Source organism: Streptosporangium sp. NPDC000095 (genome assembly GCF_042899335.1).
Lineage (GTDB): Bacteria > Actinomycetota > Actinomycetes > Streptosporangiales > Streptosporangiaceae > Streptosporangium.
Genome location: NZ_JBIAZS010000003.1, coordinates 448,952 through 467,916 on the forward strand (window position 1 = coordinate 448,952; position 18,965 = coordinate 467,916).

The window sequence follows — 18,965 nt, forward strand, 5'->3', positions numbered from 1 at the left end:
GCGCGGCGAGACCGGCGGGCGGCGGGGCGGTCCTCGCGCGAGGAGGATGCGAGGAGGAGCGGCGCCGCCCGGGACGGTTCAGCCCAGGACGAGGTCCCTGACGGTCTTCAGGGAGGCCTCGTCGCGAGGGCCCATCACCAGGAGGTTGCTCACCGGGCTGTCACGCCACAGCTCAAGGCGTTCGCGGATGCGGCCCGCGGGGCCGACCAGGGAGATGCCGTCGGCCAGCTCGTCGGGGATCGCGTTGAACGCCTCGTCCCTGCGTCCGGCCAGGTAGAGGGCCTGAATCTCCTCGGCGGCCTCGGCGTAGCCCATCCTGCCGATGATGTCGGCATGGAAGTTGCGGCTCTTGGCCCCCATACCGCCGATGTAGAGGGTGAGCATCATCTTCACCCCGTCCAGCGCCGCTCGGACGTCGTCGGTGATGAGGGTCATGACCATGGCGGCGATGTCGAAGCCGGGGTCGGCGCCGGCGAGCGAGGGGCCGTACATCCGCTCGATCTTCTCGGGGAACACGAACAGCGGCAGCCAGCCGTCGGCGATCTCGGCGGCGAGCGCGACGTTCTTCGGCCCCTCCGCGCCCAGGTAGAGGGGGATCTCGGCGCGCAGCGGGTGCGTGATCAGCTTCAGCGGCTTGCCGAGGTTCGCGCCTCCCGGGTAGGGGAGGGGGTAGTGCTCGCCGTCGCTGGTCACCGGCTCCTCACGGCGCCACACCTTGCGCATGATCTCGACGTACTCGCGGGTGCGGGCGAGCGGCCTGGGGAACGGGTTCCCGTACCAGCCCTCGACGACCTGGGGCCCCGACGCGCCGATACCGAGCAGCAGCCGCCCGCCGGTGAGATGATCCAGGGTCATCGCGGTCATCGCGGTCGCCGCCGGGGTTCTGGCGGAGATCTGCACCACGGATGTGCCGAGTTTGATGCGGGATGTCCGCGCGCCGTACCAGGCCAGGGGAGTGAAGGCGTCGCTACCGTAGGCTTCCGCGGTCCAGACGGACTCATAGCCCAATCGCTCCGCGGTCTGGACGAGTTCGGTGGCGTCGTCGGCGTTCCGTTGCCAGTAGCCGAGGTTCAGGCCGAGCTTCAGGTCGGTGCTCACGGGGTTCTCCTCGCGACGCGGCGCCGGACGGATCCCGCAATTAGAACACGTTCTATATTGGTCGGTCGAGTGTGAGGTGTCGAGATTCTGTCTTCCGGGAAGCGTGCTTCTGTGCTCAACGCCGCTCGCAAACTCCTCTCCCTGGTGTCGCTCCTCGCCCTCGCCGCCATGGGAACGATCCCGGCCGTGGCGCACGCGCAGGGACGGCCCAACATCCTGTTCGTCCTCGTCGACGACCTGGAGGCGGGTGATCTACGGAGATTTCCCAACATCTGGAACCTCCTCGCGCAGGGCGGCACCGGCTTCGACAGGTTCTTCGTGCCGAACTCCTGGTGCTGCCCCTCCCGCGCGTCGATCATGCGCTGCCAGTACGTGCACAGCCACGGCGTGCTGACCAACACCGCCCCCGAAGGGGGGTTCACCAAGTACTACACATCCGGCCTGGAACGCTCCAACATCGGGACCTGGATGAAGTCGGCCGGATACCGCACCGGGCTGATGGGCAAATACCTCAACCACTATCCCGGCGGCGCCACCTCCGCCACCCACGTGCCTCCCGGCTGGGACGAGTGGGACGTGCCGGTGCGCAGGCTGTACGAGGAGTACGGCTACACGCTCAACGAGAACGGCATGCTGCGGAAATACGGCTTCGCGCCGCAGGACTACCTGACCGACGTGCTCAGCGCGAAGGCGAGGGCGTTCGTCTCCCAGCCGAGCCGGGATCCGTTCTTCCTGTATCTCGCCCCGGTCGCCCCGCACAACCCGGCCAACTACGCCCCCCGGCACGAGGCCGCCTTCTCCGGGGTGGTGGCTCCGCGCACCCCGTCCTTCGACCAGGCGGATGTCAGCGCCGAGCCACTCTGGCTCAGGTCGCTCCCGCCGTTCGACGCCGCGAGGGTCCGCAAGATCGACCGGCACTACCGGGACCGGCTCCGGGCGATGCTCGGCGTGGACGACATGGTCGGCGCCCTCGTCGAATCGCTCAGGGCCTCCGGCAAGCTCGACGAAACGTATATCTTTTTCTCCTCCGATAACGGGTTCCACCTGGGCCAGCACCGGCTCGCCCAGGGCAAGACCACACCCTTCGACGAGTCGATCAAGGTGCCGCTGCTGGTGAGGGGACCCGGCGTGCAGGCGGGCCGCGTCGTCGGCGACATGGCCGCGAGCATTGACCTCGCCCCGACGTTCGCGCAGCTCGCCGGGGTCACCCTCCCCGACTTCGCCGAGGGACGCTCCCTGCTGCCGCTCCTGCGGGGCGAGACGCCGCCCTCGTGGCGGCAGAACGTGCTGCTGGAGTTCTACCGCCCGACCAGCCCGGATTCGGCCCGCCAGACCCCGGTCCCCGCCTACCAGGGGATGCGGACCGCCCAGAGCACCTTCGTCCGCTACTCCACCGGCGAGTACCAGATCTACGACGTCGTCAGGGACCCCTACCAGCTCCACAACCTCGCCGCGGAGATCCCGCTCCCGGTGATCGCCGAGTTCAACCGGCAACTCGACGCCCTGGTCTCCTGCTCGGGCGCCTCCTGCCGCTCAGCCGACTCGGTCAGACCGCCCCTGCTGCCCTTCAAGCCCCTCGTCATTCTCAGCCCGTGGGGGACGTGAGATGCCGGGGTAGGCCCGTCGCAGGTGGTCCTCGACGGCGGAGGCGGCCTCCGCCGCGTCCCCGGCGGCGATGGCCCGGTGGATCCGGCGGTGGTCGGCCATGAGCCCCGCGGTGTCGCCCAGGCGCTCGACCGCCTCGACCGCGTAGCGGCGGAGCGAGTCGCGCAGGGAGAGCATCATCGCGGTGGTCAGCCTGTTGCCCGAGGCCTCGGCGATGGCGACGTGGAAGGCCGTGTCGTGCTCGACGAACTCCTCGGCCGTCGTGGTGGCGTCCATACGCTCCAGCGCGGCGGTCAGGGCGGACAGGTCGGCCCCGTGGACGGCGGCGTGCGAGACCGACCACTTCTCGATCATCAACCGGGCGTCGACGACCTCCTCCAGTGACAGGTTCGCCAGCCCGAGGTGCAGCCTGAGCAGGTCGCTCAGGGCCTCGGCGGGCCTGGAGATGAGGAGGGCCCCCGCATCGGGACCCCGCCCGACCTGCGAGGAGACCACTCCCAGCGTCTCCAGCACCCGCATCGCCTCACGTACCGACGACCGGCTCACCCGTAGCTGCTCGGCGAGTTGCCGCTCGCCGGGCAGGCGATCCCCGACCCTGAGGCCGTCGTCCGCGATACGACGCTCGATCTGGGCGATCACCTCCTCGAACGTCCGGGTGCGCCGGACCGGCTGCCAACCGCTCAAGAGGACCTCCTCTTGTGGAGAAATATGGTCAGACCATACTGTGGTCAGGCCATTGAAAGGAAGGAGCGCCGTGCGCGTCGCCCTCTTCGTCACCTGCGTGAACGACACGCTGTTTCCCGGCACCGGGCGGGCGGTCGTCACGCTGCTGCGCCGCCTCGGATGCGACGTCGACTTCCCCAGCGCCCAGACCTGCTGCGGCCAGATGCACGTCAACACGGGATATCCCGAGGAGGGCCGGCGGCTCGCGCGGCACTTCGTGGACGTCTTCGCCCCCTACGACGCGGTCGTCGCGCCGTCGGGATCGTGCGCCGCGATGGTCCGCGAGCAGTATCCCCGGCTCGCCCGCACCACCGTCGCCCCCGCCCAGGTCAGGACCGGGGGCCCCGGAGGGCTGATCACCGGGACCGTCGTGACCTCGGCGCCCCGGGCGGTTCCGCCGAGAGGCGCGGGTCCCGCTCCGGCGCCTCTCGCGGGCGAGTCGGAGTCGCCTGCTCCGCCGAAGGACCCGCGCCCCGGCCCGGCGCCCGGCGAGGGCGAGTCAGGGTCCTTCGCCGCCGAGGTGGCCGAGCTGGTGCCCAGGGTCTACGACCTCTCCGAGTTCCTCGTCGACGTCCTTGGCGTCACCGACGTGGGCGCCTACTTCCCGCACCGGGTGACCTACCACCCGACCTGCCACTCGATGCGGATCCTGCGTGTGGGAGACCGGCCCACCCGGCTGCTGGAGCAGGTCAGGGGGCTGGAGCTGGTCCCGCTCCCCGGTGCCGACGAGTGCTGCGGCTTCGGCGGCACCTTCGCGGTGAAGAACCCGGCGATCTCCGCGGCGATGTGCGCCGACAAGGTGCACAACGTCGCGACCACCGGCGCCGAGGTGCTGTGCGCCGCCGACAACTCCTGCCTGATGCACATCGGCGGCACCCTGAAACGCCAGCGCACCGGTGTGCGGATCATGCATCTCGCCGAGATCCTCGCCGCCACGGAGACCACCCGATGAGCGGCACTTTCCTGGGCATGCCCGCCTTCCCGGCGAACGCCGCGGTCGCCGTGCGGGACTCGCAGCTCAGATACAACCTCCGCAGGGCCACCCGCACGATCCGCGGCAAGCGGGCCTTCATGGTCGACGAGCTGCCCGACTGGGCCGAGCTCCGCCGGGCGGGCAAGGAGATCAAGGACCACACCCTGCGCAACCTGGAGCACTACCTGCTCCGCATGGAGGAGGCCGTCACCGCCGCGGGCGGTCACGTCCACTGGGCGGCCGACGCCGAGGAGGCGAACAGGATCGTCGCCGACCTGGTCAAGGCCACCGGCGAGACCACCGTGGTCAAGGTCAAGTCGATGGCCACCCAGGAGATCGGCCTCAACGAGGCACTCCAGGCGGAGGGCATCACCGCCTACGAGACCGACCTGGCCGAGCTGATCGTCCAGCTCGGTGACGACTGGCCCTCGCACATCCTGGTCCCGGCGATCCACCGCAACCGTTCGGAGATCCGCGAGATCTTCCAGGAGAAGATGGCCGACTGGGGCCGTGCGGCGCCCGAGGACCTGACCGACGAGCCCCGCGCCCTCGCCGAGGCCGCCAGGCTCCACCTGCGCGAACGTTTCCTGTCGACCAAGGTCGCCGTCTCCGGCGCCAACTTCATGATCGCCGAGACCGGCACGCTGGTGGTGCTGGAGTCCGAGGGCAACGGGCGGATGTGTCTCACCCTGCCCGAGACGCTGATCAGCGTGGTCGGCATCGAGAAACTGCTGCCGAGCTGGCGGGACCTGGAGGTCTTCCTCCAGCTGCTGCCCAGGAGCTCCACCGGCGAGCGGATGAACCCCTACACCTCCACCTGGACGGGCGCGACCGAGGGCCAGGAGTTCCACCTGGTGCTGCTCGACAACGGCCGCACGAACGTGCTCGCCGACGAGGTGGGCCGCCAGGCGTTGCGTTGCATCCGCTGCTCCGCCTGCCTCAACGTCTGCCCGGTCTACGAGCGCGCCGGAGGCCACGCGTACGGGTCGGTCTATCCGGGACCGATCGGCGCGATCCTCACCCCGCAGCTGCGCGGGACCGCCTCGGAGCTGGACGCGTCGCTGCCGTACGCCTCGACCCTCTGCGGCGCCTGCTTCGACGCCTGCCCGGTCGCGATCGACATCCCCGAGGTCCTGGTCCACCTGCGCGGCAAGGTCCGCCACGCGCGCGCCGAGCGCCTGGGCATGCGCGCCGCCGGGTGGGTGTTCGACCGCCCCACGCGGCTGGCGCGCGCCCAGCGGTTCGGCGGGCGCCTGCGCAGGTTCGTCCCCGGCCGCCTGCCGGGGCCGCTCTCCGGCTGGACCGACACCCGCGACATTCCCGACATCCCTGCCGAGTCCTTCCGCGACTGGTGGAACCGTACCGACGGAGGTGCCCGATGACCGCCGGAGCAGCGTCCCCCGCGCCCGGTCCCGGGCGGCCGTCCGGTGCCTCCTCGGGGGCGGGTGCCCTCTCCGGCAAGAGCGGTTCCTCGGCCACGGGTGGTCTTTCCGCTACGGGTGGCTCCTCGGCTACGGGTGGTTTCTCCGGTACGGGTGGCTCCTCGGGTTCGGGTGGTTTCTCCGGTACGGGGGCCAAGGAGCGGATTCTGGCGAGGATCCGCTCCGCCGTGGCCGGAGCGCCCGACGTCGAGATCACCCGCGCCTACCGCACGTCACCGGAGTCGGTGGCCCCGGAGGGCGTGGTGGAGTTGTTCGCCGAGCGTGTGGCCGACTACCGGGCCGTCGTGCACGTGGTGGACGAGGCGGAGGTCGCCGCGACGGTCGCGGCGGCGCTGGCCCGGCGGGGCGCCGACCGACTGGTCGTCCCCGAAGGGCTGCCGCCGGAGTGGGCGCCCGACGATCCGGTCACCGACGACCCTCCGCTGAGCGCGGTGGAACTGGACGGGGTGGACGGGGTCGTCACCGGATGCGCGGTCGCGATCGCGGTGACCGGCACCATCGTGCTGGACGCCGGACCCGGCCAGGGGCGGCGAGCACTCACCCTGGTCCCCGACTACCACCTGTGCGTGGTGCGGGCCGGGCAGATCGTGGCGGGGGTCCCCGAGGCCGTCGGCAGGCTCGACCCCACCAGGCCGCTGACCTGGATCAGCGGCCCCTCCGCGACCAGCGACATCGAGCTGAACCGGGTGGAGGGCGTGCACGGCCCACGCACGCTGGAGGTCGTCATCGTCCGCTGAGCCGTCGTACCCCCGGCCGGTTCGGCGGGGGCGATCCTCGCCGACGGGAGGTCGTCGTCCGCTGAGCCGTACCCCGAGCCGGCTCAGTCCGGATGATCGCCACCGGCTCGTCGTCCGTCGAGGCGTTCCCTTCGGATCCCGGTCCGGCCCGTCCGGGCCGGATCGGGATCTTGCGCGGGCGGGGTTCGCCGGGGTGAGGTTGGGACCACACATCTCCCGGCAAGGAGGGCGCGTGACCGCCTTCGTCCCCGATCCGCCGATCCTGACCGGCCGGCTCGTGATCCGGCCTTTTCGCCCGGGTGACGCCCCCCGCGTCCGCTCGGTGATCAGGGCGCGTGACAGGTTCCTGCCGCCAGGCGCCCCTGGGCACCCGTCGGGCATCTCCCAGTGGCTCTCCCACGGCGTGCACGAACTGCGTCGCTCCGGCCAGGGCGTGCACCTGGCGGCGGAGGCCGACGGTCTGATCGTGGGCGCGATCAGCCTCTTCAGGACTCTCTGGGGTGCGGGGACCACCGAGGTCGGGTACGGGGTGCATCCGCTGCACCGGGACCGGGGCTACGCCACCGAGGCCCTGCTCGGTGTGGCGCGCTGGGTGTTCGAGACCACGGAGATACGCAGGATCGAGCTTCGCGCCGGCCTGGACAACACGGCCTCCCTCCGGGTCGCGGAGAAGGCCGGTTTCGTCAGGGAGGGCGTACTTCGCGCCGCCGAGCTGGGGGAGGACGGTCCGCGCGACATCGTGGTGTTCGGAATGCTCAGAAGTGATCTGTCCTGATCCACGCGGGATTCTCGTGTCGCGGGTGGCGCGATGGACGTCATGCCTGGCCGGGAAGGGGGGAGGGGTGCGCGGGGTGTGGAACGACGGCGTGGCCGTGCTGGACGTCTCCCGCGAGCCGGACTAGCGTGCCAGGGCGTGTGATCCAGATGGCCCGGCGGGTGAGGGAGTGTCGCCACCACCGGTCCAATCCGCACCACCCGTCACACCCGTGTGAGAAAAGACGTATTTACCGATCCGTTACCTGTCCATGGAGTGGCTTTATCGGATATTGTCGCGAGTCGCCACTGCGTAACCCCAGGTCAAGGTCATTGGAGTCCCCGTTCCATGAAACCGCCGCTGCTGCTCATCGGGCAGGGCTCGCACGACGACAATGGATCTGCTGAATTCGGTAGGTTCGTCCATCGGCTGCGCTGCCGCCTGGATCAGAAGGCCGTGGACGTCTCCGGTGGCTACATCGCCAGGGCCAGGCCGCGCCTCAGCGACTCCGTCGCCTCGCTGGTCGCTCGCGGGCACCACCGGATGGTGGCCCAGCCGATGAGCCTGGCCGGAGACGTGTGGCTCGGCGCGGACATCCCCTCGGCGATGGCCCGCGAGCAGGAGAGGCACCCCATGCTGACCTGCGACTACGGCCGTCCCCTCGGCTCGGACCCGCGCATTCTCGCGCTGCTCGCCGAGCGTCTGGCCGACGCGGCCGCCGAGGTCGCCAGCCTCCGGCTCGTCCCGGCCGCCGCCGGGGTGTTCGACGACGAGCCCGAGCACATCGAGATCGGCGAGACCGCCGTGGTCCTGGTCGGCGACGGCTCCACCAGTCCCGAGACGAACGCCGACGTGCACCGGGTCTCCCGCCTCTTCTGGGAGACCCACGCCCACGAGTACATGACCGTGGAGACGGCCTTCGTCTCCCTCACCCCGCCCGGCGTGCCCGGCGGCATCGAGCGCTGCCGCCGCCTCGGCGCCAAGCGCGTGATCGTCGTCCCCTACCTGCTGTTCGCCGGTGGCCTGCTCGACCGCGTCTGGGCGCAGGCGATGGCCTACGCGGCAGGGCACCCGAATCTGGACGTTCGCTGCGCCGACGTCATCGGCGACTGCGAGGGCCTGGCCGACGTGGTCATCGAGCGCTACGAGGAGGCGCTCAGCGGCATCGCCTGGTGATCCGTCGATCCCCGACGGGTCGATATGACTTTTCAGTATTTTCCCGGAAATCCGGATTCAAGGGAGAATGATCACATGACCACCCTTGAGGAGACCATCGCGGCGATCCGTCCCGCGGACCCGGCGGCCGTCGCGGAGGCCCGCGCCCACCAGGACCGCCTGACCAAGCCCCGTGGCGCGCTGGGCGCCCTGGAGGACGTGGCGGTACGGCTGGCGGGAGCCGCGGCGGTGAGTCCTCCGCCCCTTCCCGCTCCCGCGGCTCTGGCGATCTTCGCGGCCGACCACGGCGTCCACGCCAGAGGCGTGAGCCCGTGGCCGAGGGAGGTCACCCTGCAGATGGTCGGCAACTTCCTCGCGGGCGGCGCCGTGGCCAACGCCTTCGCCGTCCAGGCCGGGGTCTCGGTGACGGTCGTCGACGTCGGCGTGGCGGCCGACCTCGACCCCGCGCCCGGTCTGACGATCAGCAAGGTCGCGTACGGCACCGCAGACCTGTCCGCCGGGCCCGCGATGACCCCCGAGCAGGCGGTCGCGGCACTGGAGGCCGGGATCGCGGTGGCCCGCGACCTCGTCGAGGGAGGCGCCCGCTGCCTGATCACCGGCGACATGGGCATCGCCAACACCACCGCTTCGGCAGCGCTGATCTGCGCGTTCACCGGGCACGACGCGGCCGTGGTGACCGGCAGGGGCACCGGTGTCGACGACGAGACCCTCGCGCGCAAGGTCGAGGTGGTCCGCGAGGCCCTGCGGGCGAACGGCCTGGAGCACGGACGGGACAGTGCCTCGGAGATGTCCGCGCTGCGGACGCTGGCCGCGGTCGGCGGCCTGGAGCACGCGGCGATCGCCGGATTCGTCCTCGCCGGGGCCGCCCTTCGCGTACCGGTCATCCTGGACGGTGTCATCGCCGGGGCGGCGGCGCTGGCGGCGGCGGCCCTCGCCCCCGACGTCGTCGACCACTGTGTGGCGGGGCACCGTTCGGCCGAGCCCGGACACGCCGTCGCGCTGGATCACCTCGGACTGCGGCCCCTGGTCGAGCTGGAACTCCGGCTCGGCGAGGGTACGGGTGGCCTGCTCGCCCACCCCATCGTCTGCGCAGCCGTCAGGGTGATGCACGAGGTCGCGACCTTCGACTCCGCCGGTGTGACGGACAAGGAAACCTGATCCAACCGTCACGGTCGCGGCTTGTCCGCAGATCAGCCGCGCGAATCCTCCTGCTTCGGTCGCGGGGAGGAAGCCAAGTACGGAAGGCTTGGAGGGACAGGTTGACAGCGGTCAGCCCAGTCTTGACAGCTGTTAACACGGGCGCAGTGAAGCGGGCGCCATTAGCCGGTAGGTTTACCTCCTAGCACGCCATGCTTCGCAATTCCTCGTGAATGGGAGATCGGTCGCCATGTCGCCCTACCTGCTTGGCTTGCGCCTTTCCGGGCGGCGAGTGCTCGTCGTGGGTGGAGGACGCGTCGCCCAGCGGCGGGTGCCGGCGCTGCTCGACGCGGGCGCCCTGGTCACCGTCGTCTCGACGAGCGTCACGCACGCCCTCGACGACCTCATCGCCACGGGTCGCGTGACCTGGGAGGCGAGGCGCTACCAGGTCGGCGACGTCGACGGGGCCTGGCTGGTGCAGGCCTGCACCAACGACCGCGCGGTGAACGCCGCGGTGGCCGCGGAGGCGGAGGCCAAGCGCATCTGGTGCGTACGCGCCGACGACAAGGACGCCTCGGCGGCCTGGACCCCGGCCAGCGGCAAGGTGGACGAGATCAGCGTGGCGATCACCGCCGGAGGCGACCCCCGCCGCGCCGCCGGGATCAGGGACGCCGTCGTCGGAGCCCTCAGGGACGGCACGGTCGACGCCAGGCGCAACCGTACCAAGCCGGTGGGCGTCGCCCTGGTCGGCGGAGGACCCGGCGACCCCGGCCTGATCACGGTCCGCGGGCGGCAGTTGCTGGCCCAGGCCGACGTGGTCGTCGCCGACCGCCTCGCCCCGCAGCCCCTGCTCGACGAGCTCTCGCCGGACGTCGAGCTGATCGACGCGGCCAAGATCCCCTATGGTCGTTACATGGCCCAGGAGCGGATCAACGAACTGCTGATCGAGCACGCCAAACAGGGCAAATTCGTGGTCAGGCTCAAGGGCGGCGACCCGTTCGTCTTCGGTCGCGGTGGCGAGGAGATGCTCGCCTGCGCCCGCGAGGGCATCCCGGTCATCGTGGTTCCCGGTATCACCAGTCCGATCGCGGTGCCCGCCGCGGCGAACGTCCCCGTGACCCATCGCGGAGTGAGCCAGGAATTTCACGTGATTTCCGTACATGTTCCGCCCGGCGATGAGAGATCCACCGTCGACTGGCCTAATCTGGCAAGATCCGGCGGAACACTGGTGCTTATGATGGCGGTCGAACGAATCGGCGCGATAACCGAAGCGCTGATTCGTGACGGCCGTTCGCCGGAAACTCCCGTAATGGTGGTACAGGACGGTACCCTTCCCACCCAACGCGCTCTTTACGCCACGCTGTCCACCGTGGCGGAGCGTGTGAGCGCGGCTGGGATTCGACCACCTGCGATCGTGATCGTCGGGGATGTCGTGAAGGTCGGCCAGGAGGTCGAGATGGTTCGAGCGGAGCGAGTACCGTGAAATCGGCGTCCAACAGGCCCCCCCAACCAGGTGGTGGCCGTGACCCTCGCCTCGCCGGCACCCCCCAGGAGCCGCCTGACGACACCTCGTCGGACGACAGGGAATCCCCCGGCGAGCAGACGGTGACCTTCGGCGCCATCCGTGCCGACGACGACGCGGCCTCCATCCGCGCCCGCACCCGGCCTCCGGGTGCCCAGCCACCGGGGACAGCCGTTCCCAGGGCGGCCGGCGGCCCCGCCGTGCCCCGGGGAAGGACACCGGGTCCCGCGACCCCGGCCGGAGGAGGCGGCGCCGCCGCGCCCTCGGGCAGGACGGCGGGTCCGGCGGGAGGCGGTCCCGCGACCTCCGCCGAGGCGAGCGACCCCGCGGCCCCACCCGCCTCCAAGGAGACGATGGAGGCATTCCACGCCGCGGCCGCCGCCGCACAGGCCAAGATCGAAGCCATCACCGCCTCCCGCGCCCGCGAAGCGGCCGCCAAGCCCGCCTCCCAGGGCACCCAGGGCAACCGCCCGACGAGTCCCTCCCGAGGCGGCCCCACCACGGCCCCCGGTCAGGGCGGAGGTCAGGGCGGCCCCGCTTCCCCCGGTGCCTCTCGCGGAGGCTATCCCTCCGCGCCCGCTGCGACTCCTGGTCAGGGGGTTCGTCCTTCCGCGGGTGCCCCCCGTGGAGGTGCTCCCGCCTTGCCCGGCGCGGCCCCTCGCCCCGGGACCCCCGCTCCCCGTGGCGTCCCCGCCTCGCCGGGTGCTCCTGCTTCTCCGGTTGCTCCTCGTGGGGGCACGCCCACGACTCCTCAGGGCACTCCCCGAGGGCAGGGCGCCCCCGGTGGCCCTCCGGGCGTCTCTCGCGGAGGCGCCGCAGCCGGTTCTCCCGGCGCCGCCTTCCGTCCAGGTGCTCCTGTCCCCTCGAGCGGTGCCGAAGCCGATCCCGGTGCGGCCTTCCGTCCGGGTGCTCCGGTGCCTCCGAGCGCACCTGCTGGTGGGGATGCCGCTCCCGGTGCGCTTTTCCGTCCCGGTGCATCCGTTCCTCCGAACGTCCCCCGCACCGGTGGCCCCGCCAGGCCCTCATCCGGTGCTCCCGCACCCCAGACCTCCGGTGCTCCCGCACCCCCGGCCGAACCCGGCGCGATCTTCCGTCCGGGTGCTCCGGTGCCTCCGTCCGCACCTGCTGGTGGGGATGCCGCTCCCGGTGCGCTTTTCCGTCCCGGTGCACCCGTTCCTCCGACGAACGTCCCTCGCACCGCCGACCCCGCCACCTCCCCGTCCGAAACCGGCGCAGAGGCTCCCGCCTCCCAGGAAGTCCCGGACCCCGCGCGGGAGACAGGGGTCTCCGCCTCCGGCGCCGCTGTTGAGGAAGCCCTCTCCCGGTCCGAGGGCGGCGCCCCCGGCAGCGACTCCGGCACCGGAGGCGCTCCGCCTCTTCGCGCGAGCAGGGCGGAGGAGAAGCAGGAACGATCCGACAAGGACGCGGAGCCGGACGAGGTCGTTCCCGGCACGACCTCGCAGGAACGTCGGAACGACTCCGAGGACGACGCGGAGAGTGACGGCGGCACACCGGGCACCACCGGCCTCGTCGAGGACGACAAGGCCGAGAGCGGCGAGGTTCGGCGCGACGCCACGGTCGCCACCGCCGACACCGGCATCGCCGACGAAACCGCGAGTGACGCCGAGCCCTCCGCCATCGCCGACGAGACGCCGGGCGAGAACGAGGACGGGAGCGACGACGCGGCCGGTGACGATGTCCGGGACGAGGCCGGAACCGTCGACGGCGGCGAGGAGATCAAGAACGAAGAGGTCCAGGGCGAGGAAACCCAGGGCGAGACCGACGAACTCCGAAGTGAGGACGGCGAACGTCGAGGCGAGGGTGAGGAAACCCGGGGCGAGGACGAAGAGCGCCGAGGCGAGGGCGAGGAGGCGGCGCCGGACGGGACGCGGGAGACCCCGCTTCCCGAGGCCGTCTCCGAGGCGCTGAGCAACGCGCTCACCGCCGTACGCGCCGGCGTCACCGATCTCACCTTCGGCCTGGACCTCCCCGGCGCGGAGGAGGCGAGGCGGGTCCAGGGCGAGATACTCGCCCAGCTCGACGACTACGTGATCCCGCGCGTCCACACGAGCACCGCGCCCGCGCTCGTCGTGGTGGCGGGTTCCACCGGCGCGGGCAAGTCCACGCTTCTCAACACCCTGGCCAAAGCCAAGATCAGCGCGACCGGAGTACGCCGCCCGACGACCGGCACGCCCATCCTGGCCTGCCACCCCGACGACCACGAGTGGTTCACCGAGAGCGACCTGCTCGGCAGCCTGCGGCGGCTCAGCGAGCCCGACCCCGAGGCCGCCTCGGGGAGCCTCGTGCTCGTCTCCACCGAGCACCTCCCCTCCGGTGTCGCCCTGCTCGACACCCCCGACATCGACTCGGTCGTCGAGGAGCACCACGAGATCGCCCACCGCATGCTCGACGCGGCCGACCTGTGGATCTTCGTCACCACCGCCGCCCGGTACGCCGACGCTCCGGCCTGGCGGCTGCTGCGCCTGGCCAAGGAGCGTGGAGCCCGCCTGGCCATCGTGCTCTCCCGGGTGCCGCCCAGGTCCCGAGAAGTGATCACCAAGCACTTCGTCAGGATGCTCACCGAGTACGGCCTCGGCGAGGTCGAGCGGTTCGTCATCAACGAGAGCAGGGTCACCGACGGGATGCTCCCCGACGCAGAGGTGAGCGAGCTGCGCCAGTGGCTCACGGATCTCTCGGTCGACGACCGGCGTCGCGCGCAGGCCGTACGGGCGACCCTGGACGGGGTGCTGAACAGCTTCCGCACCCGTGTCCCCGCCCTGGCCAAGCACCTGGAGATCCAGGTCGCCTTCCGGAGGGACCTTCGCGGCGACGTGGACGGCGCCTACGCCCGTGCGATGGCCGACGTCGACAAGAGCACCGAGGACGGTTCGCTGCTCCGGGGTGAGGTGCTCGCCCGCTGGCAGGACTTCGCCGGGTCCGGCGACCTCATGCGTACCCTCCACCTGCGCAGGCCGAGTCGCTTCGGCGGCAAGGCGAACCAGCAGGCGCCCGAGCGGATCAGCGCGCTGAAGTCCGCGCTGCGCGCGGGGCTGGAGTCGGTGGTCGTCTCTGCGGCGCAGCGGGCCGCGGAGGAGGCCGCGTCGCGCTGGCTGAACCGCCCCGGCGCGCAGGAGGCCCTGGCCGCGACCCCCGATCTCGGCCGCCCGTCCGACGACTTCGCGCGCAGGACCGGCCGGGCCGTCGCGGCCTGGCAGGAGCACATCATCGAGCTGATACGCACCGAGGGGGTGACCAAACGGGCGGTGGCGAGGGTGATCTCGTTCGACGACGAGTCCCTCTCGCTGATCCTGACCATCGGGCTGCTCGGTTACGGTTCCTCGGACGAGCGGAACGGCGCCGGGGCACTGCCGCAACGGCTGGTGCACGCGCTGCTCGGCGCGGAGTCGCTGCGCAACCTCGGCGTGAAGGCCCGGAGCGATCTCCGAGCCCGGATCGGCATGCTCTTCGACGACGAGATGGCGCGTTACGCCCAGGCTCTCGACGGTGCGGGCATACCTGACGAATCCGCCGCCACCCGCCTTTACCAGGCAACGTACAACCTTGAGGTCGCCCGATGAGTGTTGGCACCACCCAGTCAGGCCAGGGTCTCGGCAGCCGGCTCGCCGCGCTGGCTCGGATCGTGGAGCTGGGGCCGGGCAAGGTCGAGCCCAAGCTCCTCACCGAGTCGGGTCAGCTGCTGCTGCGCGCCGGTGACAGGCTGAAGCTCTCCTCCGAGCACACCGTGGTCGCGCTCGCGGGAGGTACGGGCAGCGGCAAGTCGACGCTCTTCAACTCGATCTCCGGCCTGGAACTGTCGCCGACGGGGGTGCGCCGCCCGACCACAGCCCGTACGCACGCCTGCGTCTGGGGCCTGGACGGGGCGGGTCCGCTGCTCGACTGGCTGCAGATCCAGTGGCGGCACCGCTTCGCGCGGGCCAGCGCCCTGGACAAGGACGAGGGCCAGCTTCACGGGCTGATCCTGCTCGACCTGCCCGACCACGACTCCATCCGGGCGCTGACCGACACCGAGGCGGACCGGCTCATCCAGATCGCCGACCTCGTCGTCTGGGTGCTCGACCCGCAGAAGTACGCCGACGCCTCCACGCACCGGCGCTACGTGACCGATCTGGCCGGGCACGAGGCCGTGACGATCTTCGTACTCAACCAGGCCGACAAGCTCGACCAGGAAGAACTCGCCGAGTGCGTCGAGGACCTGGACGGTCTGCTCCGCCGCGAGGGGGTCGAGAACCCCGTGATCGTCACCACCTCGGCGATCATGGGCAGGGGCGTCGACGAGCTCAAGGCCGTCCTCGCCGAGACCGTCTCCAAGCGCAGGGCCGCGACCCAGCGGCTGGAGGCCGATCTCGACCGGCTGACGCTCCGTCTCGCGAAGGTCATGCCCGCCGACGGTGCCTCCCCGCCCTCCTCCATCGACGACGCCCGCAGAATCGGTCTCACCGACGCCCTCTGCGACGCCGTCGGCGTCCCCGCGGTCGGCGAGGCGATGGAGAACGTGTACGCGGCGCGGTCCGGTGAGTGGGTCGGCTGGCCCTACACCCGCTGGGCCGCCAAGCTCCGTCCCGACCCGCTGAAAAGCCTGCGCCTGGGCAAACTGCGAGACGAGATCCGCGGCCTGAGCGGCGGCTCGGTCAGCGCGCAGCCCGCCGAGGTGGACACCGCCGTCCAGGCGCTCACCGACGGCCTGACCTCGGGCATGCACGAGGCGTGGCAGAACGGGATCAGGGACGCCGCGCGCTCCCGCTCCGCGCAGCTGCCCGAGGTGCTCTCCGAGGAGCTGTCGGAGGTCGCGCCGAGACTGGACAGGGTTCCCGGCTGGTGGCGGTTGCTGCTGGCCTGGCAGTACTTCCTGGTCCTGCTCTTCGTCGCGGGCCTGGCCTGGGTCGGTACGGCCCTCGCCTACGGCGTCTTCGGGCTGGGAACCCTGCCGGATGGGCTGGAGGTGTTCGCCGACGCGGCCTCACTGCCATGGGTCGGGTTGATGATCTTGTCCGTGCTGGGGCTCGGGGCGCTCACCGCGACGGCGAGCCGCAACTTCGTCGTGCTCGGCGCGGGCAACGAGCGTGACACGCTGGAGCGCGAGATGCGCCGCAGGGTCGCCGGGATCGCCGAGAACATGGTGATCGAGCCGGTGGAGCGGGAGCTGACCCGTTACAACGAGTTCAACTCGGCGATGCGGAGCCTGCGGGACTGATTTCTCCCTCGATGCCCTGGTCTCGATCACTCCCGCATGGGGTGCGAATATCTCCAACGGACGAACCCCAGGACGGCGACGCCACCGAAGTAGGCGATCAACACTCCCGCGGGCATTCCCATCGGCTCCTGCTCTTCCCCCGGGCCGACCAGAGCGATGGACAGAAGCGCGGCGACCACGGCACCGACCCCGACGATCGTGAGTGCCGTTGGCCACCCGCCCTTCACCGTGTTCCCGGACGAGGCCCATCGCCCCGCGCGCCGCTCGAAACCCCCGAACAGTACGACAAAGAACGTGAGAACCAGAGCCAGGCAGGCGAGCCAGGGAACGCGCAGGAGCAACCAGAATGCCGACCCGGGCGCGGCGTCGGGCATCACCCCCGTTCCGTAGAGCGCGAGGACACCGACGACGGCGGCGGTCATGTGCCAGAGGAAGAGCGTCATGATCACCGAGTTGATCGCCACGACGACGGTCCACGGTCTCAATCGCCGCAGCCACCGGTTTCCCGGGCCACGTGCGCACAGGGCGACTCCCGTCTGCGTGACGGCCAGCGCCAGGAGGGCGAGCGTAGGGGGAGAGGTGTTCTGTACGCCCTCCCCTCCGAATCCCACCATGCTGACCGGATAGGGGCCGACCACCGTGAGAAGCACGAGGGCGATGAACCCGGCCGCCGCCATCGACAGAGCCACGCTCTGCCGACCCGGCAGGCGCCCGTCCTGCCAGGCGAAGCCGAGCTGATGCACGGCCAGCCAGGCGAACAGGAAGTTCGCCTGGCCCCCATGGGGAACGTCCAGCACCAGACCTGCCAGGTCGCCCGCACCGACGAGTGCCGCCAGGATGATCGGCACGACCAGGCCCACACGCCGATGCACGGCGTGCATCGGCGGGGTGAGGGCCGTCACGGCGATGTAGATGACCAGGAACCACAACGGGATCGAGGCCAGCCAGACCGCCATACCGATCAGAGCGGGCTCGACACCCAGACCCCTGGCCGTCAGAGCCACCACCGCCAGTCCGCCCAGCAGTATCGTCGTCGGGCCCAGAAGCCGAGCCGTCCGACCCAGCATCCAGCTCACGGCGTTGCCGCCCCGCTTGAGGTGGGAGGTGAGGGACGCGGCGTTCGCGAAGCCGCCGACCAGGAAGAACAGGGGCATCACCTGGAACAGCCACGTCAGCGGATGGGTCCACGGGACGACCTGGAGGATGCTGCCACCTTGGAACTTCCCGCCGTCGTGGGTCACATAGATCGCCAGCCAGTGTCCGATCACAACCGCGGTGATCGCGACGGCGCGCAGCAGGTCGACGTAGCGCTCCCGATGCGGCGGTGTCCGCTCGGCCATCAGTCGCACCTGCCGCCCCATCCTCTGGACGACCAGGAAGGGGCGCGCTGCCATGTCACCGATGTTTGGCACGACGGAAGCATTCCTCCATCCACGCATATCAAGCGATTTTTCTTCTCCGCCCTTGCCGTCTGATCGGCTCCCGCAGATTTACGGCGGAGTGGAACCGATGGGAAACGCGGGACCGACGCACGCTGCTCGGGGTCGGTAAGACCGGGTCGTCCACAGCTTTCTCGCGCGTCCCGGGTTTTCCCCAGAGCGTGATTCGGTAACCCGTGCGGGGGGCGGGCGAGGCGATCGTGTCCTTCATGCCGCCGGCGCTCGGCCGGCTCTCATGGGAGGCACGATGAACGACATCTACGTCACGCTGACCGGTAACGTCGCGGCCCCGCCGCGCCAGCACACCTTCCCCGACGGCTCCCGGGTGACCTCACTCAAGATCGCCTCAACGAGCCGCTACTTCGATCGGGAGAACCAGCAGTGGCGCAACGGCGAGACGACCTACTTCGGCGTCCGCTGCTTCCGCGGGCTCGCCGACAACGTCGCCCAGTCGGTCCAGATGGGCCAGCCGGTCGTGGTTCAGGGGCGGCTGCGGATCCGCGAGTTCGCCCATGAGGGAGAGCGCCGGTTCATGCCCGAGGTGGAGGCCAACTCGCTCGGTCATGACCTGCGCTGGGGCCTCGGGAGCTTCACCAAGCCGCAGCGCGGCGGTCCGCTCCCCGCTCTCGGCAGCGCGGAGCGGATCGAGCTTGACCGCGAGACCTCCGACTGGGCCATGAGCGGCGGCGCCCCGGTCGCGGCCGGGGCTTTCGGCGCCCCGTCTCCGCTGAAGACCGGCTCCGACACCGAGCCCTCCGCGCCGCACGAGGTGGAGATCACGCCGGACGGTGAGGCGACCCACGACGCGATCTCCGCAGGCTCCACCGCTCACCCGGAGCAGGCCACCACTCATGTCTGGGAGGCCGTCGAGGTCCCGCCGCGTCCGGCCGACCCCGGGCTCACCGGACAGGGCCACGGTCCCGCCAGGGAGGAAGCGGCGGAGGGACAGGCCGTGGCCGGAAGGGCGAAGGCGGCGAGAAGCACGACGACGAAGCGGCGAGGCACGACGGGGACGCGAGGCCCGAACGCCGGCGAGGCACCCGTCGGGAGCGGACCGGGCGCGCTGAAGACCCACCCGGATACGAGCGACGAGACGCCCTGGCCGACCCGGGCACCCATCGCGGCCTGAGCCGCTTCAGGCGGGGAG

At 71.0% G+C, this 18,965-nt stretch carries 14 protein-coding genes; 11 read left to right on the forward strand and 3 right to left on the reverse strand.

Annotation, left to right across the window (positions count from 1 at the left end; all coding sequences use genetic code 11):
* Positions 1-78: 78 nt before the first annotated feature.
* On the reverse strand, positions 79-1,098 hold the full coding sequence (locus ACFY3V_RS10380) for an LLM class F420-dependent oxidoreductase (protein WP_389772033.1): 1,020 nt from the start codon (positions 1,096-1,098) through the stop codon (positions 79-81).
* A gap of 111 nt (positions 1,099-1,209) precedes the next feature.
* Between ACFY3V_RS10380 and ACFY3V_RS10385 the strand changes: the two genes are divergently transcribed.
* Positions 1,210-2,703: a sulfatase gene (locus ACFY3V_RS10385; RefSeq protein WP_362899940.1), complete on the forward strand. Its 1,494-nt coding sequence runs from the start codon at positions 1,210-1,212 to the stop codon at positions 2,701-2,703.
* Here the strand turns inward: ACFY3V_RS10385 and ACFY3V_RS10390 are convergent.
* Complete coding sequence (locus tag ACFY3V_RS10390; RefSeq protein WP_350945368.1) at positions 2,632-3,387, reverse strand: FCD domain-containing protein; 756 nt, start codon at positions 3,385-3,387, stop codon at positions 2,632-2,634. The genes ACFY3V_RS10385 and ACFY3V_RS10390 overlap by 72 nt on opposite strands.
* Positions 3,388-3,457: 70 nt before the next feature.
* Here ACFY3V_RS10390 and ACFY3V_RS10395 point away from each other — a divergent pair, with 70 nt between their 5' ends.
* The 9 genes from ACFY3V_RS10395 to ACFY3V_RS10435 all read left to right on the forward strand — a co-directional run bounded on the left by ACFY3V_RS10395 (position 3,458) and on the right by ACFY3V_RS10435 (position 16,379).
* On the forward strand, positions 3,458-4,378 hold the full coding sequence (locus ACFY3V_RS10395; RefSeq protein WP_389772038.1) for a heterodisulfide reductase-related iron-sulfur binding cluster: 921 nt from the start codon (positions 3,458-3,460) through the stop codon (positions 4,376-4,378).
* Complete coding sequence (locus tag ACFY3V_RS10400; RefSeq protein ID WP_362899946.1) at positions 4,375-5,781, forward strand: lactate utilization protein B; 1,407 nt, start codon at positions 4,375-4,377, stop codon at positions 5,779-5,781. The genes ACFY3V_RS10395 and ACFY3V_RS10400 overlap by 4 nt, the downstream gene beginning before the upstream one ends.
* On the forward strand, positions 5,778-6,578 hold the full coding sequence (locus tag ACFY3V_RS10405; protein WP_389772042.1) for a lactate utilization protein C: 801 nt from the start codon (positions 5,778-5,780) through the stop codon (positions 6,576-6,578). Before ACFY3V_RS10400 ends, ACFY3V_RS10405 begins: the two co-directional genes overlap by 4 nt.
* 232 nt (positions 6,579-6,810) lie before the next feature.
* Positions 6,811-7,353 carry a GNAT family protein gene (locus ACFY3V_RS10410; protein ID WP_362899950.1) on the forward strand — a complete coding sequence of 181 codons (543 nt, stop codon included), beginning with the start codon at positions 6,811-6,813 and terminating at the stop codon, positions 7,351-7,353.
* A 327-nt stretch (positions 7,354-7,680) separates the two neighbouring features.
* Positions 7,681-8,508, forward strand: a complete 828-nt coding sequence (locus tag ACFY3V_RS10415; protein ID WP_350945373.1) for a sirohydrochlorin chelatase — start codon at positions 7,681-7,683, stop codon at positions 8,506-8,508.
* A gap of 75 nt (positions 8,509-8,583) precedes the next feature.
* Complete coding sequence (gene cobT / locus ACFY3V_RS10420; protein WP_362899952.1) at positions 8,584-9,666, forward strand: nicotinate-nucleotide--dimethylbenzimidazole phosphoribosyltransferase; 1,083 nt, start codon at positions 8,584-8,586, stop codon at positions 9,664-9,666.
* Between the two features lie 229 nt (positions 9,667-9,895).
* Complete coding sequence (gene cobA, locus ACFY3V_RS10425; protein ID WP_350945375.1) at positions 9,896-11,128, forward strand: uroporphyrinogen-III C-methyltransferase; 1,233 nt, start codon at positions 9,896-9,898, stop codon at positions 11,126-11,128.
* Between the two features lie 1,145 nt (positions 11,129-12,273).
* The gene (locus tag ACFY3V_RS10430) at positions 12,274-14,745 is read left to right on the forward strand and encodes a dynamin family protein (protein ID WP_389772049.1); all 2,472 of its coding nucleotides are present in this window, start codon (positions 12,274-12,276) and stop codon (positions 14,743-14,745) included.
* Positions 14,742-16,379: a GTP-binding protein gene (locus ACFY3V_RS10435; protein WP_362899957.1), complete on the forward strand. Its 1,638-nt coding sequence runs from the start codon at positions 14,742-14,744 to the stop codon at positions 16,377-16,379. Before ACFY3V_RS10430 ends, ACFY3V_RS10435 begins: the two co-directional genes overlap by 4 nt.
* Before the next feature lie 26 nt (positions 16,380-16,405).
* Here the strand turns inward: ACFY3V_RS10435 and ACFY3V_RS10440 are convergent, their stop codons facing one another.
* Positions 16,406-17,773 carry an acyltransferase gene (locus ACFY3V_RS10440; protein ID WP_389772054.1) on the reverse strand — a complete coding sequence of 456 codons (1,368 nt, stop codon included), beginning with the start codon at positions 17,771-17,773 and terminating at the stop codon, positions 16,406-16,408.
* 292 nt (positions 17,774-18,065) lie between these two features.
* Here ACFY3V_RS10440 and ssb point away from each other — a divergent pair, with 292 nt between their 5' ends.
* Positions 18,066-18,947 (forward strand): single-stranded DNA-binding protein, encoded by an 882-nt coding sequence (gene ssb, locus ACFY3V_RS10445; protein ID WP_389772057.1) that lies wholly within the window; start codon positions 18,066-18,068, stop codon positions 18,945-18,947.
* Positions 18,948-18,965 lie beyond the last annotated feature (18 nt).